The sequence below is a fragment of the Pseudomonas sp. FYR_2 genome (assembly GCF_043106425.1).
In the GTDB taxonomy this organism is placed as follows: Bacteria; Pseudomonadota; Gammaproteobacteria; order Pseudomonadales; family Pseudomonadaceae; genus Aquipseudomonas; species Aquipseudomonas monteilii.
In genome coordinates this window covers 277,564-299,079 of the sequence record NZ_JBICMM010000018.1, presented here as the reverse complement: position 1 = coordinate 299,079, position 21,516 = coordinate 277,564, and the positions used below count along the sequence as shown (strand labels likewise).

The 21,516-nt window shown below is 62.7% G+C and carries 16 protein-coding genes and 2 pseudogenes; 6 read left to right on the top strand and 12 right to left on the bottom strand.

The genetic code is table 11. The annotated features are described in order from the left end of the window. Positions 1–2: 2 nt before the first annotated feature. The 4 genes and pseudogenes from ACF8R4_RS09015 to ACF8R4_RS09000 form a co-directional block, all read right to left on the bottom strand. Complete coding sequence (locus ACF8R4_RS09015) at positions 3–1,643, bottom strand: intermembrane transport protein PqiB (RefSeq protein WP_060497178.1); 1,641 nt, start codon at positions 1,641–1,643, stop codon at positions 3–5. Next, positions 1,643–2,272, bottom strand: a complete 630-nt coding sequence (locus ACF8R4_RS09010; RefSeq protein WP_392492249.1) for a paraquat-inducible protein A — start codon at positions 2,270–2,272, stop codon at positions 1,643–1,645. Before ACF8R4_RS09010 ends, ACF8R4_RS09015 begins: the two co-directional genes overlap by 1 nt. Next, the gene (locus ACF8R4_RS09005) at positions 2,269–2,865 is read right to left on the bottom strand and encodes a paraquat-inducible protein A (protein ID WP_060497180.1); all 597 of its coding nucleotides are present in this window, start codon (positions 2,863–2,865) and stop codon (positions 2,269–2,271) included. Before ACF8R4_RS09005 ends, ACF8R4_RS09010 begins: the two co-directional genes overlap by 4 nt. Before the next feature lie 134 nt (positions 2,866–2,999). Next, positions 3,000–4,349, bottom strand: a pseudogene (locus tag ACF8R4_RS09000) (hypothetical protein). Positions 4,350–4,441: 92 nt separating this feature from the next. Here ACF8R4_RS09000 and ACF8R4_RS08995 point away from each other — a divergent pair. Beyond that, positions 4,442–4,705, top strand: a pseudogene (locus ACF8R4_RS08995) (hypothetical protein); the annotation flags it as partial. A 49-nt stretch (positions 4,706–4,754) separates the two neighbouring features. Here ACF8R4_RS08995 and ACF8R4_RS08990 read toward each other — a convergent pair. Together ACF8R4_RS08990 and ACF8R4_RS08985 are read right to left on the bottom strand one after the other, a co-directional pair. Continuing rightward, positions 4,755–5,660, bottom strand: coding sequence for a LysR family transcriptional regulator (locus ACF8R4_RS08990; RefSeq protein ID WP_013972086.1), 906 nt, complete (start codon positions 5,658–5,660; stop codon positions 4,755–4,757). A gap of 147 nt (positions 5,661–5,807) precedes the next feature. Further along, entirely contained in the window at positions 5,808–5,993 is a 186-nt protein-coding gene (locus ACF8R4_RS08985; RefSeq protein WP_060497181.1) for a hypothetical protein, read from the bottom strand. A gap of 146 nt (positions 5,994–6,139) precedes the next feature. Here ACF8R4_RS08985 and ACF8R4_RS08980 point away from each other — a divergent pair, with 146 nt between their 5' ends. Both ACF8R4_RS08980 and ACF8R4_RS08975 read left to right on the top strand, forming a co-directional pair. Continuing rightward, positions 6,140–6,526: a VOC family protein gene (locus tag ACF8R4_RS08980; RefSeq protein WP_104834536.1), complete on the top strand. Its 387-nt coding sequence runs from the start codon at positions 6,140–6,142 to the stop codon at positions 6,524–6,526. Positions 6,527–6,561: 35 nt separating this feature from the next. Then, positions 6,562–7,131 carry a hypothetical protein gene (locus tag ACF8R4_RS08975; RefSeq protein ID WP_104834535.1) on the top strand — a complete coding sequence of 190 codons (570 nt, stop codon included), beginning with the start codon at positions 6,562–6,564 and terminating at the stop codon, positions 7,129–7,131. Positions 7,132–7,259: 128 nt separating this feature from the next. Here ACF8R4_RS08975 and ACF8R4_RS08970 read toward each other — a convergent pair whose 3' ends face one another. Further along, on the bottom strand, positions 7,260–8,939 hold the full coding sequence (locus ACF8R4_RS08970) for an MFS transporter (RefSeq protein WP_060497184.1): 1,680 nt from the start codon (positions 8,937–8,939) through the stop codon (positions 7,260–7,262). A gap of 193 nt (positions 8,940–9,132) precedes the next feature. Here ACF8R4_RS08970 and ACF8R4_RS08965 point away from each other — a divergent pair, with 193 nt between their 5' ends. Further along, positions 9,133–9,819, top strand: a complete 687-nt coding sequence (locus tag ACF8R4_RS08965) for a helix-turn-helix domain-containing protein (RefSeq protein ID WP_060497185.1) — start codon at positions 9,133–9,135, stop codon at positions 9,817–9,819. On the opposite strand, the gene ACF8R4_RS08960 is transcribed toward ACF8R4_RS08965, so the two are convergent. The 4 genes from ACF8R4_RS08960 to ACF8R4_RS08945 all read right to left on the bottom strand — a co-directional run bounded on the left by ACF8R4_RS08960 (position 9,802) and on the right by ACF8R4_RS08945 (position 12,997). Then, on the bottom strand, positions 9,802–10,683 hold the full coding sequence (locus tag ACF8R4_RS08960) for a sterol desaturase family protein (protein ID WP_104834534.1): 882 nt from the start codon (positions 10,681–10,683) through the stop codon (positions 9,802–9,804). The genes ACF8R4_RS08965 and ACF8R4_RS08960 overlap by 18 nt on opposite strands. A gap of 116 nt (positions 10,684–10,799) precedes the next feature. Then, positions 10,800–11,579 carry an alpha/beta fold hydrolase gene (locus ACF8R4_RS08955; RefSeq protein WP_060497187.1) on the bottom strand — a complete coding sequence of 260 codons (780 nt, stop codon included), beginning with the start codon at positions 11,577–11,579 and terminating at the stop codon, positions 10,800–10,802. Next, a complete protein-coding gene (locus ACF8R4_RS08950) occupies positions 11,576–11,995 on the bottom strand; it encodes a VOC family protein (RefSeq protein ID WP_060497188.1) in 420 nt (139 codons plus the stop codon). The genes ACF8R4_RS08955 and ACF8R4_RS08950 overlap by 4 nt, the downstream gene beginning before the upstream one ends. A 75-nt stretch (positions 11,996–12,070) precedes the next feature. Next, entirely contained in the window at positions 12,071–12,997 is a 927-nt protein-coding gene (locus ACF8R4_RS08945; protein ID WP_060497189.1) for an alpha/beta fold hydrolase, read from the bottom strand. Between the two features lie 182 nt (positions 12,998–13,179). On the opposite strand from ACF8R4_RS08945, the gene ACF8R4_RS08940 reads away from it, so the two are divergent. Next, positions 13,180–18,054, top strand: a complete 4,875-nt coding sequence (locus ACF8R4_RS08940) for an NEL-type E3 ubiquitin ligase domain-containing protein (RefSeq protein WP_392492243.1) — start codon at positions 13,180–13,182, stop codon at positions 18,052–18,054. Between the two features lie 7 nt (positions 18,055–18,061). Here ACF8R4_RS08940 and ACF8R4_RS08935 read toward each other — a convergent pair whose 3' ends face one another. Further along, the gene (locus ACF8R4_RS08935; RefSeq protein ID WP_392492241.1) at positions 18,062–20,578 is read right to left on the bottom strand and encodes a UvrD-helicase domain-containing protein; all 2,517 of its coding nucleotides are present in this window, start codon (positions 20,576–20,578) and stop codon (positions 18,062–18,064) included. A gap of 174 nt (positions 20,579–20,752) precedes the next feature. Here ACF8R4_RS08935 and ACF8R4_RS08930 point away from each other — a divergent pair, with 174 nt between their 5' ends. Continuing rightward, the gene (locus ACF8R4_RS08930; RefSeq protein WP_060497192.1) at positions 20,753–21,451 is read left to right on the top strand and encodes a pirin family protein; all 699 of its coding nucleotides are present in this window, start codon (positions 20,753–20,755) and stop codon (positions 21,449–21,451) included. Positions 21,452–21,516 lie beyond the last annotated feature (65 nt).

The following is a 21,516-nucleotide window of genomic DNA, read 5'->3' as shown; positions in this document are numbered from 1 at the left end:
CCTCAGGGTTCAAGCGCTTCGGCGCCGGCCGCCTTTGGCCGCCCGCGAATCAGCGACTCGGGGTGCCGGCCCAGGTAATCGGCGAGGTCACGCAGCGAACGCGACATGCGCTCCAGCTCATCCAGTGTTTCGCCCATCCGCTCGCGCTGTGGCGAACCTTCGGAAATGGCCGAGTTGGCCGTGCGCAGGGTCTTGTGCACTTCATCGAGCGCGACCTTCACGTCCGGCAGCGTCTGGCCATTGAACTGTTTGAGGCTGGCGCGCAATTCTCGAAGGCTGCCGTCCAGGTTGCCGGCGATGCTTTCCAGCGGCAGCTTGGCAATGCGCTCGACCACCCGCTGCAACTGCTCCTGCAACTGTTCCAGGCTACCCGGCAGTGTGGGGATGGTGATGGGGTTGGCGGCCATGTCGAAGGCGACCTTGGGGGCATCCGGGTAGAAATCCAGGGAAATGAACATCTGCCCGGTGATCAGGTTGCCGCTGCGCGCCTGGGCCCGCAGGCCATGTTCGACGAAGGTGCCGATCAACCGCCTGGCCCCATCCATATCGCCCTCGGCGTGCTTGAACACCGAGAGCATCTTGCGGTGCACCGGCCCCAGCCGTTGCGGGTAGATCACCGCATCGACCACCACCGGAAAGCTCTGGCGGGCGGCATCGTAGTCAAGCTGGACCGAGGTAACCCGGCCAAACTCCACGCCCTTGAACTCCACCGGCGCACCCACCGAAAGGCCGCGCATGGCCTGGTCGAAGCGCAAACGCAAATACTGCGCCTGGCCATTAGGGGGTGCCAACGCGGTGTCGCGGTCGGCAAACAGCTGGAAGCGGGCCTGGTCGGCAGCAGCCTCGGCCTGGGGGGAAAAATCAGGCGAGCCGAAAGCCAGCCCACCCACCAGGATCGATGACAGCGATTCGGTATCCACCTTCAGGCCGTTGGCGCCAATCTGCATGTCGATGCCGCTGGCGTTCCAGAAGCGGCTATCCGTGGTGACGAAGCTGTCATAGGGTGCCTGCACGAACACGCCAATCTCTACCCCCTTGCCATCGTCCTGCAGGGCAAACGACACCACCTCACCCACTGGAATCTTGCGGTAGTAGATCGATGAGCCCACGTCCAGCGAGCCAAGGTCGCTGGCAGTCAGGGTAAAACGCTTGCCCTTTTCGTCGAATGTGATCGGGGGCGGCAGTTCAAGGCCGACAAAGGCCTTTTCCGGCACGTTCGACTCGCCGGAGTCAGCCCCGATGAAACTGCCCGAAAGCAGCGTGTCCACCCCGGACACCCCACCCACGCCGATGCGCGGGCGCACCACCCAGAAGCGCGCGCCCTGTGTGGCGAACGAACGGGCATCGTCCGACAACTGCACCTTGGCCACCACGCTCTTCCTGTCGTCGGCCAGTTCCACCGTGGTCACTTCACCAATCACCACGCTGCGGTACTTCACCTGGGTCTTGTGCGCCACCAGCCCTTCCCCTGTGTGGAAGGAAATGGCAATGACCGGCCCTTGCTGCATCCAGTTGCGCACCACCAGCGAAGCGCCGATCAGGATGGCCAGTATCGGCACGATCCACACCAGCGATACGCTCCAGCGTCGGGTGCGCACTTCAACCTGCCCCACCCCCTCACGTTCGTCAGTCTGTTGCCCCATCAGTGCGGCCTCCCCTCGTTGGCATGGCTATCCCAGATCAGGCGTGGATCGAAGCTCATTGCAGACAACATGGTCAGCACCACCACCATGCCGAAAAACAGGATGCCCACCCGTGGCTCGATGGTGCCCAGCCCGCGCAACTGCACCAGTGCCGCCACCAGCGCCACCACCATGACATCGAGCATCGACCAGTAGCCGATCAGCTCGACGAAGCGGTACAGCTGCGACCGTTGCCGGCAGGCCCAGGTGGAACCACGCTGGGCGGTATACAGCAGCAGGCCGAGCGAAAAGAACTTGATGGCAGGCACACCCACGCTGGCAATGAAGATGATCAGTGCGATGTCCCAGGCCCCCGCCTCCCAGAACTCCAGCACCCCACCGCCGATGGTGCTTTCACTGCCACTGCCGAGCATTTCGGTGTGCATGACAGGCAGCAGGTTCGCCGGGATGTAAAACACCAGCGCGGCCAGCAGAAACGCCCAGCCGCGGCTGATGGCCTTGGCCTTGCGCCGATGGATGGCAGCGCCACAGCGGTTGCACGTTTGCGCGCCGCTGCTCAGGTCACACGCCTGGCCGCAGCCATGGCACAGGCACAGGCCGAGGTCGTCAGCGCTGGCCGGGGCAGTCATACCTGCTCCCATAAATCGCGGATGTCCTTGCCGGCGATATGAATGATCAGCATGCTCAGCGCGGCCAGGGCCAGCAAACCGATGCCCGGGATCACATCGAGCAACCCGGCCAGCTTGATCACCGCCACCATCGCCCCCAGCAGGCACACCTCCAGCATGCTCCAGGGCCGCAGGCTCTCCAGCCCGCGCATGCACAGGGCAAAGCCGGGGGCACGCTGACCAGCCAGGGCAAAGCTCAGCACCCAGCACAACACGGCAATCTGCAGCACCGGCGCAACGATGATCGACAGCGCCATGACCAGGGCGATGAAGGTAATACTGCCGTGGCTGAGGATCTGCACCGAGTCCCACAACGTCGCCGAATGGGTAAGCCCCTGCATGCCGATGGTCATCACCGGGTAGGCATTGGCGAACACCAGCAGGATGCCACCGGTCACACTCAGTGCCAGCCTCTGCTGAAGGGTCAAGGACGTATGCCGGTACAGCACGCCGCCACAGCGCTGGCACAGGGCGCGCTGATGCTTGCGCAGCGTCGCACGGTGATACACCGTGTCGCAGTACTCGCAAATGATCAGACCTTGGGGCTGGGTCATGTTGGCTCCCACGGGTAGGCCTGCAGGGCACAGCTACGTCAGCAAGCCTAGACGGGAAAACCTTAATGCGTTCGGTGCATGCGCACCTTGTCGTGAAACCTCCGGGCACGTGCTACCCGGAGGTTTGCACAGGGTTACTCCAGCAACTGTTCCAGGCTCGGGTCACGTATCACACGCTGCACCGGCTGCTGCTGCGCGGCGCTACCCGGGGTGGCCATCTTCAACTTCATGCTGGCAACTTTGGCGCAGGCATTCCTGCCGTCCGCATAGATACCGCTCATGTCGCACTTCCACTGGTAGAAGTTAACCATGCCACCGGACATCTGCAGGCTGTAGTCGGTACTTTGCGTAGCCGGGGTGAAGGCATGCCCTGCCGGTATGTTCTGGAACCACTTCATCCACTCGTCCGAACCCGGAGATGGCGGGTTGGACTGGAACAGCGGATTCATGATCGCCACTTGCGGCGCCTCGGCGGTGGCATGGCAGCTCAGGCAGGAGCTGTTGGGGTTGTCCACCGGCCCGTTGAGGCGGCCGTTCCACCCCAGGTGGGTGGGCGGCAGCTCTCGGGTATTGGCGTTGATGGCCGTCTGTTGCAGCGCCTTGTTGATCCGGGTCTGGGTGGGCTCAGGGTTGGTGTGGTCATTACCGGTGACCTGCGGGTCGTTGCCTCACATGACACCCACCGGTACCAGGTTGTCCCAGCTGGCTTTGCCGCTCATGGCCCCGTTGTACTGGAACGTACCGAAAATCCACCCGGTTTCGGCAATGCGCGTGTCGCGCACGGCAACGTCCATCTGGATCAGCGCCACGTCCTTGAGCTTGCGGTTGGCCGAGGTGAACGTGTCCGTGATATAGCCCTGCCACAGTACCGGGTTGGCCAGGAACGGCACCGTGCTGCGGTCGATGTCGGCGAACAGCGCCTTGCACACCACCGTACCGTTGGTAAAGCTGTTGGGTTGGGCGGTATGGCTGGGGTCTGGGTTGTTCGGGTCTTTCCAGACTTGCCCAAGGGTGTAGGCGCCAATGTCGTTGTAGATACCCACGGCATAGGTCTGGCCGGTCGCCGTCTGTGTGCTGGCCAGTTGCTTGACCTGGATCTGCGCCTCCTTGGTCAGCCCGTGTATGCCCTCACGCCCCAGCGGCCCGTAATGCTGCCAGGGCATGTGGTACCACTGCCGAATCCTGTTGTGCTGCACATACCAGTCAGCCTCGACGTTACCCTCCAGGCAATAGCGCTTCGCCGCCTCCATGTACGGGCGCCATGTCTCGAAGTTGTTGTCGCGCTTGTCAGGCAGCTTTGCAAAGAACGCCGGCACGCCATTGGGTGGTGACGTCGGGTAGCTTTGGCTGAGGGTAAATGTCGGCCCTTTGTAGCTGTCGGGTGGTGCATAGCCATAGTCCGGATAGGTACCGGCCTGGGCAGCGAGGCTGAACAGCGTGGCCGTCATGGCCAGTGTGGCGAGTGTTCCATGGGGCTGGTTCATCGATGATCTCCTTGATCGGCTGCACACCTGGTATCGTGCCGGGCATTTATCCACGGCGGATACAGAGACTCCTTTATTGTTTTCAGGTACGCGGCGCGGCTGCCGGTGCAGTGGGCGCGCAAGTGCGCGGCAACCAGCATGAAGCGTTGTATGACCGGGCCAGTGACGATGCCAAGCAGCAATACCGGCAAAACCGCGCTGGCGAAGTGGCTGCCGCCGGTGCCGCAGTCGGTGGCATGCGTCAGCGTCAGGATCGGCGCCAGGACAGGCGCGGCCAGGACGAAGCAAAAACCCAGGCCCATGCCAGTGCCTACAGCGGCTGCCTGCAAGGCCGCGGCTATCAGGTCAATCCTTGACCACCCTGGCACGCCATGCCGTTGAATCAGGCGGCATGGCGTGCCGGCCTCAGAACTTCGCCAGCTCTTCCCTACAGAACTCCACGAATAGCTGTGCAGGCTTGGTCAGCTGCACCCGCTTCAACCACGCCGCCGCCAACCCTGACAGCGCCACCGGCTCGGCAATGTCCAGCATGGCCAGGCGCTGGCCGTCGTAGGTGTATTCCGAATGCGGACGTGTCACCAGCAGCGAAAAGCCAAAGCCCTGCCCGACCATGCCACGCACCATCTCGATCGACGGCGAGCTGAAAACGATGTTCGGCGTCAGCCCCATCTCGTTGAACAGGCTGACGAAGTAGGTGCGGCTGGGGGCTACGTCCAGCAGAATCATCGGCTCCGGGCACAGGTCGCGCAGCGAGACCTGGGCCTGGCCGGCAAAACGGTGGTTTTCCGGCAGCAGCACATAGGGCTTTTGCGGCGGCATCAGCGGCTCGGCTTCGATGGTACCGTCCAGGTCGTGATCGTAGAGAAATGCCAGGTCGAAGGTGCCGGCCGTCAGGCCCTGGATCAGGTCCTGCTGCTCGCCGTCGCGCAGCCGGATATCCACGCCCGGGTAACGCTGACGAAAGCCGGCAATCAGCCGCGGCAGGTACAACGGTGCCACGGTTTCGAAGCAGCCGATGTCGATCTGCCCGGCCACGGTGTCGTTGTCGGCCAGGGCGTTCTGCTCAAACTCATGGGCCATCTGCAGCAGCGACTTGGTCTTGGCGTAGAAGCGCTTGCCACTGGGCGTCAGCGACACACCCTGGGCATGGTGACGGATGAACAGCTGCACACCAAAACTTTCCTCCAGGCTTTTGATGGCCGTGGAGATGGACGGCTGGGCGATGTACAGCTGGCGCGAAGCCTCGGCAACGCTGCCGGCCTCCACGGTGGTGACGAAGTACTTGAGTTGTCGCAGGGTATAGGCAGCCACGGGTACCTCTTTGGTGCCCGATGGGCACGCAGGGATCATGGCTGACACTTTAACCCTGGGCGCTGGCGAATGGGGGCTGGGTGATAAAGGATTTACCTATGGCTTGAGCAGGTTTTTTGAGGGGGGCCACCTGAAGCCCCCACCGGATCACTCGAAGTCTATATTCGCCATCGCACAGTCATCCCCAACAAGTTTGTACCCTGATTCACATGGCATCCCCACGACAGGGGCCACGCCACGCTTGCGCCTGGAGAGTTTCACTTCAGACTCCACATGTTCCAGCGTCTGTTGTTCAGCGTTACCTGGCAATTCGGCTTTCGGTTCATCTTGCATGTACGTTACTCCTGGGTTGGGTGAACTTGCCAGATAGACTCTATCGTCCGCTCACCCGGTACCCCATCTGGAAACCCGGCCACTGGCCAATAATCTCTGAACGTCTTTACTGATACCCAACGGCCTCAGCGATACGGAGTGCGCCAATGAAGATCGTGGTTACCAGCATTTTCGTCGACGACCAGGCCAAGGCCCTGGCCTTCTATCACTATGTACTCGGTTTCGAGCCCAAGCATGACATCCCCATGGGCCGGCACCGCTGGCTGACCCTCACTTCGCCCAACGACCCCAACGGTGTCGAGCTGCTGTTGGAACCCGACGCGCACCCGGCGTCCAAGGTGTACAAGGCCGCGCTGAAGCAAGACGGCATTCCTGCCACTTCGTTCGGCGTGCGCGATATCCAGGCCGAGTACACCCGGCTTTGCGCGGCGGGCGTGCAGTTTACCCAGCCCCCCACCGACATGGGCCCCGTCACGGTGGCCGTGTTCGATGACACGTGTGGCAACCTGATCCAGATTGCCCAGAAGCACTGATAATCCACCCTCACGCGCAACAACAAGGAAAACAGATGCGCCACGAATTCAGCGAAGTGCTCAACGACCTGGTCGATTACTTTCTGCTTGGCGATATCCAGCTGCTCGAACGCTTCAAACAGGAACATGAGCTGCCCGACGACCTTGCCTATGCATTCACCCATGACGACAGTGGCGACCAGGCCGTACGCGAAGGCATCGTGCTGCCGCTGGCCGGGGTCGACAACCTGCCTTATCGCATCCTCTTCACCCTCGATGGCTACACCCCGGCCCTGCGCGAACCCGGCAGCCGCCTGAAGCACCGGCGCAATGGCTACGTGCTGCGGGTGGAGCACGGTGCGCTGATGCTGTACACCTGGCGCATCCTGCAGCATTTCACGCCCAAGACCTTGGGCGACCTGATGGCTCGCTACCAGGTGCCGGGGCGGCCGATCATCGAGCTGGACAATGGCTGGTATGACGTGGAGGTGCTGGCGGGGGCACTGGTGCGGGACGGTGTGTACGAGCCGGCGTTCGAGTTTGTTTTGAAGAAGCGCTGGAGTCGGGGTCAGGCTGCTGATGTGGATACCGGATATGCCTTTGGCTTGCGTGGCTATTTCGATTGATTGATAGCCTGTTCCGGCCCTTTCACGGGCAAGCCCGCTCCCACAGGTACAGCCCAGGACTTGAAAGCTGTACTGTACCTGTGTGCGGGCTTGCCCGCGAAAGGGCCCGCGCAGGCGGCCCATTAATCTCAGGTATGGCTGATATCCCGATCCTTGGTCTCTGGCATGAAGAAGATCCCCAGTACCGCCGTCATCACGGCAATCACGATCGGGTACCACAAGCCGTAATAGATATCCCCGGTCGCCGCCACCATGGCAAACGCAACCGTCGGCAGGAAGCCGCCGAACCAACCGTTGCCGATGTGGTAAGGCAGCGACATCGAGGTGTAGCGGATACGCGCCGGGAACAGCTCTACCAGCCAGGCGGCAATCGGGCCGTAGACCATGGTCACGTAGATCACCAGAAGGGTCAGCAGCAACAGCACCATCGGGTAGTGGATCTTCGCCGGGTCAGCCTTTTCCGGGTAGCCCGCCTCTTTCAATGCACCACTCAAGGTTGCAGTAAACGCCTCGCTCTGCACTTTGAAGTCCGCTGCGGCCATGCTCCTGCCTTCAAAGCTCGGCAGTAACCGCTCACCAATACGGATCTGCGCCACGCTGCCAGGTTCGGCCGCCTCGTTGGTGTAGGGAATGGCGCGCTTGGCCAGCAGGCTCTTGGCGATGTCGCAGGAACTGGTGAATCTGGCCTTGCCCACCGGGTCGAACTGGAACGCGCACTGGCCAGGGTCTGCCACCACCACCACCGGGTTCTGCTCCTGGGCAACGAACACGTCCGGGTTGCCGTATTCGGTCAGCGCCTTGAAGATCGGGAAATAAGTCAGCGCAGCGATAATGCAGCCGGCCATGATGATCTTCTTGCGGCCAATGCGGTCAGACAAGCTGCCGAAGAAGATGAAGAACGGCGTGCCGATCAGCAGCGAGCCGGCAATCAGCAGGTTGGCCGTCTGTGGCTCGATCTTGAGCATCTGCAACAGGAAGAACAGCGCATAGAATTGCCCGGTGTACCACACCACGGCCTGGCCAGCAGTGCCGCCCAACAACGCCATGATCACCACCTTGAGGTTGTCCCAACGGGCGAACGACTCCGTCAGAGGTGCCTTGGAGGCTTTGCCTTCGGCCTTCATCTTCATGAACACCGGTGACTCGTTGAGCTGCATGCGGATGTACACCGAAATCGCCAGCAGCAGGATCGACAGCAGGAATGGCACCCGCCAGCCCCAGGCCTCGAAGGCCTCGGTCCCCATGGCCGTGCGGCACGCCATGATTACCAGCAGCGACAGAAACAGCCCCAAGGTGGCTGTGGTCTGGATCCAGGCGGTGAAAAAGCCGCGCCGCCCCTTCGGTGCATGCTCGGCCACGTAGGTGGCCGCGCCGCCGTACTCGCCACCCAGTGCCAGGCCCTGCAGCAGGCGCAGGGTGATCAGGATGATCGGCGCGGCCACACCGATTGCGGCGTAGCCAGGTAGCAGGCCGACGACAGCGGTGGACAGGCCCATGATCACGATGGTAATGAGGAAGGTGTACTTGCGCCCGATCATGTCGCCCAGGCGGCCGAATACGATGGCACCGAATGGCCGTACGGCGAACCCGGCAGCAAAGGCGAGCAAGGCGAAGATGAACGAGGTGGTTTCATTGACCCCGGCAAAGAAGTGCTTGGCGATGATCGCCGCCAGGGAACCGTACAGGTAGAAGTCGTACCATTCGAACACCGTGCCCAGGGAAGAGGCGAAGATGACCTTGCGCTCCTCCCGGGAGATACCGCGTTGGGGCGCGCTACTGCCCGTGGATGTGCTGTCGAAAACCGCCATGGGTTGCCTCCGTCATGTCTTCATGCAGGCCGGAGCACCTCACAACCACTTCACCGTCGCACCCAGGCCCTGGGGCTTGCTTTGGTTGCGCGAAGCACGACGAGGCAGGCCGCCTCGGATCGCAGCAAGGTAACTGAAGCATAATCGGGTTTGGCGGGATATCCACCCGCCTGGCCGCACTGCGGAGGGCAGCATGAACAATACGGCTACACCGGGCTGGCTAGGCGATATCTGGTTGGCTGACGATCACTGCCTGCTGCTTTCTACACTCGGCACGACCGACCGTCATGTGCACTACGCGCATCAGGTGCTTGTCGGCCTCGGCGCCGATATCGAGGTGCGCGTGGGCGAGCAGATCTGCAGCGGCCCGCAGGTGCTGATTGCCTCGCAGCAACCTCATGCCATCCTCAGTCATGGCTTACCGTGCCTTACCCTGTTCGCCGAGCCGCTGGCATTCGACCTGGCAGAACTTGCCTTGGCCTGCGAGCACGCGGGCAACCGTGCAGAACACCTGGCAGAAAGCCTTGGGCATTGGCCGCGCCGCCGGCTCGACCCCCGCCTGGGAAAAGCCCTGCAGCGCATCCGCGCGCTCGATGAGCAAGCCTTGCCGGCCCGGGAACTGGCCAGTACCGCGACGCTGTCGATCAGCCAGCTGGAGCGCCTGTTCAGCGGTTCACTGAAGCTGTCGGTGCGGCGGCTGGTGTTGTGGCAGCGCTTGCGTGTGGCCATGCAAAGGGCGCTGAGCGGCGCCAGCCTGACCGAAGCGGCATTGGCGGCAGGGTTTGCCGACTCGGCCCACTTCACCCGCAGCGTTCGCCGGCAGTTCGGCCTCAGCCCCCGGGCCGCCTTGTGCGGATTGCGTCTACGTACGGTCGGCTAACGCCTGACACAACCCCGCTGGCAATACCGCAGGTGAATGAGCATCGCCGTTCACCCACGGCTCGCGCAATTGCGCCAGGTAGGCCTGCGGATAGTCGGGCCGATCCCCGATGCCCATGTCGTCGTCCGCGAGCGCATAGCCTGGCAGGTACAGGACCGTGCCAAGCAGCCGGTCCCAGAGCGGAAAGAACAGCGCGAAGTTGACGTCGCCAGTGCTGCCGTACTTCAGGTGATGCAGGCGATGCACCGGCGCCCAGGCGAACACATGGCGCAAGCCGCCAATGCGCATGTCCACGTTGCTGTGTTGCAGCAACAGCTGGATAGACACACTGAACGCCAGCAGCGATGCCACCTCGACGGGCAAGCCAAGCAGCAACAACGGCAAGGTGCCGCCCAGGGTTTCGAGCAACTGGTGTAGAGGATGCTTCATCAGGCCGTTGAAACCGTACAGACGCGTGACACTGTGGTGCACCGCATGCAGCCGCCACAGCAGCGGGCTGCGGTGGCTGGCGTAATGCACCAGGGTGATGCCCAGATCGGCCAGCGCAATGGCTAGCAGCAACTGCAGGGCCAACGGCCAGTGATCAGGCCAAAGCCCCGTACCCGGGAGCCAGGTGGCAAGCAGCGGAATGGTCGCCACGCTGCAGAGGGTCAGGCATTCATTGACCAGCGCATGGCAAAGGTCACGTCGCCCCTCGCCTTGTACCTGATTCCAGACAACCTTGAAGGGGATGAGCCGTTCGCAGATAAATGACAGCAACACGGCACTGGCCAGCAGGGGCAGTAGCCACAACGGCTGGGCTGCCAGTGACAGTGCGGCGGCAATGAAGCCAAAGAAGAACAGTGGGGCATACAGGGTGCGCATGGGCGACTCCAGTCAGTCAGGAGCCGCCAGTGTTAGGCCTTAGGCAAGGTGGGCGCTTGAAAGAACGGCGCATGCTTGGCCGCTACGCGGAACCGGCGTCCACTTCAAGAACAGCGTTACCGCAAAAACTGCACGACCGCTGCCAGCACCCCCTCAGCCTGTTCCCGATGCGGTACATGCCCACACTCTTGCAGCAACTGCATCGCCGCCGGCCCACCCGCCAGCGCCACCAGCCGCTCGGGGTGCACTGGCGAGCCGAACTCGTCGTTATCGCCATGCAGGCTCAACAGCGGGCAGCGGACCTGCGCCAACACGGCATCCAGGTTCCACTCGGCAAAATCCTCAGCCAGCCAATTGTCCACCCAGGCGCGCAGTACCCATTCGGCCTTGCTGCCGTGGTAGCGCTCCAGCCGTTGCAGCTGGCCGGGCGCGGCAAACCGCAGATCGGCGGCACGAATGCCCTCAAGGGTACGCGCTTCGACAAACGCTTGCGCCGACTCGGTAATCAGCCCCACGCACTGGCTGGCGAAGGCCGCCGCACAGGCCACGGCCATGCCACCGCCAACGCTGTGACCGAAGACAATGAAATCGGTAATGCCAAAGTACTCGCGCAGCGCCGTGAACCCTTGCTGCGCCTCGTTCTCGACAAACCCCAGGCGCAACCTGCCCGGGTGTGCGTCGGACCGGCCAAAGCCCAGGCGGTCGTAGGCGATTACCCGGTGCCCGGTGGCGTGGGCCAACTGCACCGGAAAGTCGCGCCACAACGCCACACAACCCAGCGAATCATGCAGCAGGACAATGGGCGCCCCCTGCACCTGCAGGGGTACCCACTCCTGAGCGAACAGCCTGCCTTGGGCGGTGTCGATCCAATGCTCATGGCTGTGCAGTGCGCTCATACCGCCGCCGCCACCGGCCCCTTCAACTCGACCTGGTTGCCATCCGGGTCGTAACAGTACAGGGACAGCCCCTCGCCTTCGGCACCATAACGCTTCTCTGCGGGCTCAACCTTGACCCCGGCGGCTTCCAGGTAGGCCGTCAATGCCACCTCATCGAACGGCTCGATACGCAGGCAGAAATGGTGCAGGTTGCGCCCCTCCACCCCCGGTGCCGCCCCGCCTGGCTGGCCCAGCGGGCCGTCCAGGGTCACCAGGTCGATCATCGCCGTGCCCGTGGCCAGGTGCACCATGCCCAGGTCGTCGCGCACGCGGCTGACAGCGCAACCCAGCAACTCGGTGTAGAAGGCAACACTGCGCGGCAGGTCGCTGACGCGCAGAACAAGATGGTCTATGTGCTTGATAGCGAACGGTCGCATGCCGGGCTCCTTGTTCCGTGTGCGCGAATACGTTCGCCACCATAGCCCAGCTTCGCCCGGCGTGACCAGAATCAGCTACTCGTTAACCAACCGTTGCAGCACGCGCCCTTCATGCCGCGTCAGGATGCGCAACAGTTGGTCGACCAGCGCCCGGTCCGGGGTCTCCAAGTGGAAGTGGTGCCCGCCCGGGTGCCACGAAATCTTCGCCTGACCAGGCAAGGCGGCCTCGCGCCGGGTAAAGGCTTCGCCGGTGAATGCCCCCTGGCGACCAAACAGCAGGTACAACGGGCAGCTGATCTGGTTGAGCAGTTCGCAGGCTTCGCGCTCGGTCAGCGGCATCGGTTCGGGCAGCACCAGCCGCGGGTCGTGGCGCCAGCAGTAGCCATCGCCCAGTTGCAGCAGGTCGCGCAGCGCCAGCAGCCGTGCGGCACCTTCCGACAGCTCGGTGTCCAGGCGTTCGCGGCGTTGCGCCAGGGCGGTGTCCAGGTCGTCGAAGCGGCCGGGGTCTGGCTCGGCAAACCCCGGCAGCTGGCTGCGCTGCACCATGCGCTTGAGCCGGTAGGCCCGCGCCAGGTGCTGCACGCGGTCATCCTCGGCCACCGTGAACGGTGCCCCCATGCCGTCGAGGAAGGTCATGCTGGCAATGCCGCTGGTCATGGCCGCCAGCAGCGATGCCACCCCGGTTCCCATGCCGTGGGCCAGCACATGGAACTGCGCCAGCCCCAGACTGTCGGTCACCGCCAGCATATCTTCGGCATGCTCCCAGAGGTAATAGCCACTGTCGCGGCGGCGATGGTCCGAACGGCCGTGACCAACCAGGTCGGGGGCCACCACGAAACAACCGTCCAGCATCGGTGCCAAGCGTTCGAACGAGGCAGCGTTGTCCAGCCAGCCATGCAAGGCCAATACGGGAATACCGTCTTCGGCGCCCCAGGTGCGGACCGCTATTTCAATACCATCAAGGTCTAGCAGGTGGTCTTTCGGACTGCACAGCGAACGCATTGCAATTCTCCTTGGCTGAAGCCTGCGCCATGGCCTGCCTCCACCCTCTCGCAGATCTCCCCCTGCTGCTGGCCCCTCACCGACACACGCATGCGCAAGACCGACCGCTACCGACAACTATCTACCGCACCACGGCGCCTTGATGAGTGTGGACTATCCCCTCTACGCAAGAGGTCATGACCATGACAACCCCCACGCCGCTGCATAAAAACCAGATAACCCGTGCATTGCCCAAATGGAGCAAGGCGCTACACCCCGCACACACGCAAAAAGTGGTGCAAAGCCTGCGCAGGGACTATCTGGCTGAAGATGGCACCCCTTACCCATGGTATGCCACTGCCGATGCGCCCGCGCGCGAGCAGTTGCGCAACGCCATCAAGGCGCGAAACAAATGCCTGGCGCAACTCAAGGCAGCTCTTGCGGGCTTCAAGGACATCATCACATTCAGCACGCCTCTGCTAACCAAGCAGTTGAATGTGAGTGTGCCCGTAGACAGGGCGCAGTATGTCTTTCAGCCCTTTGAAGCCGATGCCGATATCTGGACCGGCGTTCCTGACCTGGAAGTGCCTTTGTTTCCTGACCGGAAGGTGGATGTGCTGGCCACCCGCCCCATGGGCGAGCCGCAAGCACGTAGCTTGCTGGAGGCGGCCCTGCACAACTTCGAAAGCCTGGATGAAGTAGGCGCCTACAGCAGGCTCACCTGTGCACCAGGCAGCGAAACCCCTTTGCCAGGGCTGACGATGGCGGACTTCGTCAAGCATTGTCGGGCACTGGACCTGGGCCAGCGCTATCAAGATCACCTGCTGGCAACCCATGAGGGCGCCAACCGCGCTGAAGTCCAGCGCCTGTCGATTCAAGCCAGCCGTGAAGCTTTGAGGGTGCAGGCACTGATCGCAAAGCTCAAAGGCCTGCTGAGCGACCGCGGGGGCAATGCGCTCATTCAGTTATGCGATGGCAAGCCCCGGCCCACCTATGATGAACAGCCGTTGCGCTGCTGGAACTTCAGCCTGTTCGGTATCCCCATCCACGAGATCCTCTTCATCGGGCCCGACGAGCCTAGCCAGATAAACCCGTGCATTGTTTACATACCTGAAGACAACGAGCACCCGGTCAGGGAATTTGCCTCACTCCAGGCAGCAGGCAAGCACCTGCGCAGACGCTTGCTGCAGAGGACATTCCGTCGTGCGTTGGTCCATTTCGCCTACAAGGACAGGCAACAGGAGCTGGCCGACAAACTGGAGAACGCGCTGTTCGAGAAGGACGATGCAGGCATACACAGACCCCGACACAAGCCTGTACTCCATTTCACCCCCTCGCCCATCCGCACCGATCCCTGGGCCACCTTGTACAACGCGCACCTTGCGCGCATGAAGGCCGACGCGAAAATCATTGCTGTCCCCACTGCCGACGTAGACGCCAAGGCCCGCAACGAGCGCCTGAAGCATTGGCTCGATATCGGCATGACTGTGCTCAACGTGGCTGCGTTCTTCGTGCCCGGGCTGAACACCGTCATGCTTGGTGTTTTCGCCTACGACCTGATGAGTTCTGTGTTCACCGGGTTCGAGGCCTGGGAAGAAGGCGATACCCAGCAAGCGCTGGTGCAACTGGAATCATTGGCCATCAATGCGGCGGTCATCGCCGGTTTTGCGGTAGGCGCCAAGATCGTTCAGGCATCAGGCTTCGTCGATGCACTGACGAGTGTGTGGCACGACGATCAGGAGGTGCTCTGGCACCCCGACATGAAGCCGTATGCAAGCCCAGCGGCTATCCCTGAGGGAGTTCAACCCGATTCGCTCGGCCATGTGCACGTCGATGGGAAGACCTACCTGAAGCTGAATGGGACGCTATACGAAGTGTTTCAGGACGCCGAGCAACAATGGCGCGTGCGCCACCCCGAGGATGCACAGGCCTATGCGCCGCGCTTGTTGCATCAGGGTGACGCTCGCTGGCAACTCGACCATGAACAACCGCTGGAATGGGACCACCAGCAACTCATGAGCCGCCTGGGCAACTACACCACTGGCCTGGACAAAAGCGAGCTGGACTACGCCATGCGCAGTACCGGTACCGATGAAAGTGTATTACGCCGTAACCAGGCAACAGGCTCACGCCCACCCGCCCTGTTGATCGACACCTTGCAACGCCTGCAACTCGACAACGAGGCTCGACAGATCATCGATCGCGTACGCCATGGGTTGCCGCTGGCAGCGTACAAGGACTTTGTCTTACCTGAACTGCTGCGCCTGCCGGGGTGGTCTGAGGGGATTGTACTCAAGGTTTACAAAGGGCCAGAACCCTGGGGCGAGTCTATGCGCTACGGCCCGCCCCGTTCGACGGGGCAAATAGAAATCGAAGTCACCCGCAGCGACCTGGAAAATGGCCAACTGAGCCAGACCGTGCTGGCTCAAATGGATGAAGAAGTCTCGCTGAGACTGCTGGGTGACACACCGCCCGAGCAACGATCTTCTGCCTTGAACAACGCGCTCGCGACACATCTGGAAGCGCATCGCGAGGCGTTGTTCAGCAGCCTGCAGCAAAGCCGCCGGCCCGTCCTCCCCCCAGCCGCCCACCCCCTCGCCCGGCAGTTTCCCGGCTTGCCGGACAGTGCGCTTGAAGCGTTACTGGCCAACATCAGCAACGCCGAACGGCTAAGCCTGACAAACGGACGGGTGCCGCTTCGCATTGCCGAAGAAGCCCGCCGTCTGCAAGCCCGTGCGCGGCTAGACCGCGCCATCCTCGGCATGTTCAGGCGCAGCCTGGCTAACGATGACAGCCAACGCCTGAAACAGGCCCTGCAAGCCGAGCACCCACAGGCTGACTCGGCCCAGTTGCTGCAACTTGCCCTCGCCGATCGCCAGCGCTGCGCCTCACTGCTTGGCCAACAGCCCGTCAAGCCGAGCTTCCGCTCCCCCTTGCGCATGGCCAACGGCCAACTTGGCTACCCTTTGAGTGGTCGGGGCCTGCCCGCCGCCCGCCGCCTTCGAGCACTCTACCCCGAACTCAGTAGCCCGCAAATCAGTGCGCTGCAAGCTGATCTTGCCCAAGGGGGCGACCTGGGTATCGCCATCAGTCGGCTGGAAGCAGAACAGCGTACCCTCAGCCGTGACCTCAACCGCTGGGCCAACGCTTCAGCTTCGCTGGAAGAGCGCTTTGATCGCCAGCAATGCGCCGAACGGCTGATGAGTGCTTCCCGGCGTGAAGGTGGCGCGCAACGCGAGGCACTGGTGCTGGACCGCATGCGGCTGGAAGCGCTGCCAACGTTCACTGCTCGCATGCCGCATATCCGGCAACTGACGCTTGAAGGGTTGCAACTGCGGCGCCTGGACAGCGGCTTGCTGTCAAACTTCCCTAACCTGGAAAAACTGGAAATCATCGGCAACCCCGACATGGACGCCGAAACACTGTTCGAGGCGCTCAAGTCTGCGCCACGGCTACGCGAGCTGGGCCTGACAAGCAATGGCTTGACTGCCCTTACAGCCACTGCCCAACAAGCCATAGAGGCGATGCCCGGCCTGAGAATACTTGGCCTCAGCCGTAACCGCCTGCAACTTGATGACGCCAGCTTGAGTTTCCTTGCGCGCTTGCCACTGGATGCACTGGGCCTGGGCAACAATCAGATCACACTCGATGAAACCCTCGCAGCCCGTTTTCAGGACATGATTCACCCCATGGTATTGCACATGCCCGGCAACCCATTGCAGCAGCCACCCGACCTGCGCTTCATGGCCCGCCTCAGCCACCTGGACCTCGAGCGTTGCGAACTGCAGCAATGGCCCGACAGCTTGACCACCCTCATGAGCCAGCCCCAGTACCAACTGCGCTATCTCAACCTCTCCTCCAACCGCATTCGCACACTGCCAGACCTGCCAAGGGTGCTGCGTACCCCCTTCGCCCGTGACGTCGCCGCGCGCCTGCCTGAGCGCCGCTGGCTGTTCAACTACAACACGCTGGAAGCCCAGACACGTGCACGCCTGGGCAGCAGTGGCGTCAACGTATTCGAACACGCAGAGGACGTGCCACAGTGGCAAAGCATTTTCCGTGGCGACGCGAGCAATGCCGAAGAGCAACTGTGGAGCGACTTGTTCGACCAAGGTGAAAACGCGGCGTTGCTAGGGGTACTGGAGCGTCTCGCCCAGTCGGCAGAAGCGCTGCGCGATGCCGAAACCGTGAGCGAACGTGTCTGGGACTTGCTGGAGAAGGCTGCTGAAGACACCGAGCTACGTGAGCGCCTGGCCACCGTGGCGGGCGACTTCCCCCCAACCTGTGGAGACGCAGGCGCCGACGCTTTCAGCGCATTGGAAATAGAGGTACTGGCCCACGAAGCCGCAGGCCGTGCCGGTAGCCGACCCACCGATCTGCTGAGGCTGTATCGCAAGCTGTACCGACGCGAACAGGTCAATCAACTGGCCGACCGCATCAGCTGGAAAAGATCCTTGCGCAAACAGGCGCTGCTCGATGGCGTCTTCGATGAAGATCTTCCCGCTTACGATGTGCTCGACGAGCCCTCCGCGTTTCCGGACTTCGACCTGGAAACGGGGCTGGTGGACGATATCGAGGTGCGCCTGGCGTTGCGCCAGTCTCTGGCCACCGCGCTGGACTATCCTGAGCCAAGCCGAGGCATGTTGTACCGCGACACAGCCAGGATCAACCAGACCATCATCGACCGAGTGAAAGCTGCGGTCCTGGCGCTGGATACGGATGCCAACGCGCGGGAACAATGGTTGAACCAGCAGCCGGGTTGGGTCGAGTACCTGAAACGTGAGCATGCGGCACAGTTCAGCCTGATCACCGACTTTTGGCGGCCGGGCCTGGACTACCTATACTACTGCCTGGATGAAACCGCCGACCCGGTCACCTCCCTGGACAGTTCTGTTCTACGAGCGCTGGCCGGCGTCATGCCTGAAAGCCCATTGAGTGCTCAAGGAGTGCTGCGTCGCGTCTCGATCAACGAGCAGCAGTACCGCCAAGGGGTGGACGTGCTGACTGCCGAGCAGCAACAGGTTGAAACCGGCCTGCTGACCAGCCTCACTCGCCAGGCGCAAACCCTCGGCGGCTAAGCGGTAATCACTGCCCGCGCAGGTCTTCGAAGAAGGCCTGCCGGCCATCCACCTGGCTGGACGCCCGCGGGGCCGCCGCCGCTTCGCCATTGGCGGCCTCCACATGCCAGTAGCAGTGCTGCACGGCGCGGGTCACCGCCACGTAGGCCAGGCGCTGCACTTCTTCCTTCTGCGCCGTATCGAACGCCTGCGCATCACCGGCCCTGCCCAGCCCGGCCTGGCGGTACACCTGGTTCTTGTAAGGCGAACTCGTCAGGTACTGGCAGTCGCCCAACATGAACACCGCATCGGCCTGCAAACCCTTGGCACTGTGGTAGGTGAGCTGACGCAGTCGGCGCTGCTCGGCCGGCAATGCCGCCTCGGCGTGCAGCACGCTCTGCAGGTGCTCGTTCATCAAGGCCCTGTCGCTGCCCTTGCGGTAAAGCATCATCACCGTCTCGCCCCGTTGGTAGTGCTCGATCAGCGTTTCGCCCAAGGCGGCCTCGTCACGGTCGAACACCTTGACCGGCGAACCCGGCAGCTCGGCTGCGGGGCCACTGGCCCGGGCTTTCTTGCCGGCAATCGCCGGAGTGCCCTTGACCAGATGCTCGGCCGCGTCGATCACCTGCTGCTGGCAGCGGTAGTTGTCGACCAGCATCACCCGGGTGTTGGCCGGCGACGGGAAGGCCTTGGTGAACTCCATGAAATACTTGGGCGAACTGCCACGCCAGCCGTAGATCGACTGCCAGTCGTCCCCCACGCACAGCAGCGAGGAATGCTGCGCATGGCGCCCGGTGTGCATGGCCGGGCCACGTCGGCGTATTTCGGCCAGGCAGGCACGCAGCCAGCTGACAATCTGCGGCGACACGTCCTGGAACTCGTCGATCATCAGGTGCGCCAGTGGCCGCAGCAGCGGGTCGGGCAGCAGTTGCAGGTTTTCCGGGTTGTTCTCGCCAAACAGGGCGAACATGCGGTTGTAGCTCATCACCGGTGGCGACTGGTCCAGCAGGTGCGCTTCCAGGGCTTTCCAGTACAGGGCCAGGGCCTCGAAGAACAAGGCATCGCTGTCGCCGGACGGGAAACTCATCGCCGCCACTGCATTATTTACGTCCAGGCCAAGGTTCTCGATGAAATTGGCCGCGCCGACAAAGCCATCCAGCAGTGGCGCCGGGGCCAGCTCACCCTTGACCTTGTACTCGAACCCCGGGCCAGCCACGGCATCACCCGCCAGCGAGGCCGCCAGGCGCCGGGCCATGGCGTAGTTGTCCAGCCAAATCAGCGGCCGGTCGCAGAAGGCCTGCAACAAAGTGCGCTTGACCGCCCACTCGGCACGCACTGCCAGCTTGGCGCCGGGGCGCTGGTACTGGGCACTTTCTGCGGGGTCGAAGCCCAGCACCACCCAAGGCCCCTGGCCTTCCAGCCGGCCATGCACATGGAAGCGGCTGCCACGGATGTCGACGGTTTCGCGGCAGGGTTCGATGCCCTTGATCGGCCAGGCACCAGCGGCGAACCACAGGTCCTCGATCACATCGCACAGCTCTTCGTCGCGCTGGGCCGCCAGCTGCGTTACCTGTGCGCGCTTCTGCACATCGGGGTTGTTCGGGTCCAGTGGTTTCAGTTGCAACGCTTCGCTGCGCAACAGGCCGACCAGTTCGGCAAAACGCGGGCTCTCGCCCAGCAAGCTGCTGTAGCACTGGTTCAGTTGCTGACGCTGGGCATCGTTAAGGCGCAGGTCGAACGGGTTGCTGTCGGCCTCGGCCTCACGCCCGGCGGGCATCTCGTTGCCCAGCGTCTCGAAGGCGCGCACCTGGTCGAAGCCCGGCAGGCTGCGCACCAGCGGCAGGATGCGCGAATGGAAGGTACGCACCAGTTCGCGGGCCTGCACCGGTTGCAGATTGATCTGCCACAGGGCAAACACTTGAAGCAGGCGCTTGATGAAATCCTTGCGCGACTCGCGGGTGAAGGTGACCACGGTCATCGCATCCAGCTCGTAGCCCAGGTAATGGCGCAGCAGCAAAATGCGCAGCACCAGCGACGTGGACTTACCCGCGCCAGCCCCAGCCACCACGCAGGTGGACGGGGTGTCGCTGAAAATCAGCTTCCACTGTGCGGCACTGGGCTGGGCCTCGGCGGGCAAACGCTGGGCGACATCGGCCTTGAAGCGCTTTTTCAGCTCGGCCGTCAACGGCAGGCGCCAGTCGTCGAACAGGTTATCGTCCCGGCCCGGCACACCAGCGGTGTCTGGACGGGAGTCGCGGATCACCAGCACCTGGCGCCCGGCCTCATAGCCTTCCATCCGTCCACGCTCAAACCCTTCACGCTCAGCCTCGGCATGGCCACTGCGCTGGCCCTCGGCGTGCCCCAGGAACCATGAGTCGCGGTGCTGAGCCTGCAGGCGGGTCAGGCCACGCCCCAGCAGGCGGGCGACCAGGCGACGAAACCAGGGCAGTTGGGCGGGCGGGGTAAGGTCGGCGGGGGCCTGGGGTTGCTCGTGGGCCACGGTCACTCCGTTGAAAAACAAAATCAGCGGGCATGTTCGCTGCATCGAAGGAAAATCGCCAGCGAATGCTTGCAGATCAGTGGATTAGGCGATGAAGCGAAGAAAGGCCAACAGAAATCACATCTATTAAACTGATTACTTTAAGCCGATATTTACGCTTATTTTCGATGTTTTTTTCGCGCATCATGGCGTCATTCCACTGATTCAAGGAGCACCATCATGCTGCAACTGCGACCGTTTGATAGCCTCGGCCACGCCAACCATGGCTGGCTCGACGCCCACCACCATTTCTCGTTTGCCGAGTACTACGACCCGGCGCGCATGCACTGGGGCAACCTGCGGGTATGGAACGACGACCTGATCGCAGCCGGCAGCGGCTTCCCGCCGCACCCGCACCGCGACATGGAAATCATCACCTATGTGCGTGAAGGCGCGATCAGCCACCAGGACAGCCTGGGCAACAAGGGCCGTACCGAAGCCGGTGACGTGCAGGTGATGAGCGCCGGTACCGGCATCGTGCACAGCGAGTACAACCTGGAGGACGTCGACACACGCATCTTCCAGATCTGGATCGTGCCGGAGCGCACCGGAGAAGCACCGCAGTGGGGCTCTCGGCCGTTCCCCAAAGGCGAACGTGGTGAAGGCTTCGTGACCCTGGCCAGCGGCCGCGTGGGCGATGAAGACAGCCTGCAGATTCGCACCGATGCGCGGCTGGTGGCTGCCACCTTGCGAGCTGGGGAAACCGCCGAGTACCGCTTCGATGCCGCACGCCGGGGTTACCTGGTGCCGGCCAAGGGGCTGGTAGAGGTCAACGGGTTGCGGGCCAAGGCACGTGATGGCGTGGCAATCGAGCAGGAAGAAGTGCTGCGGGTGACCGCCATCGAAGACAGCGAGATCGTGCTGGTGGATGTGGCCTGATGAATCAGCCAGTGCAGGGAGCCTTGTAATGCCTGCACTGGTTGCCGGCGATGGGCTGCGCAGCA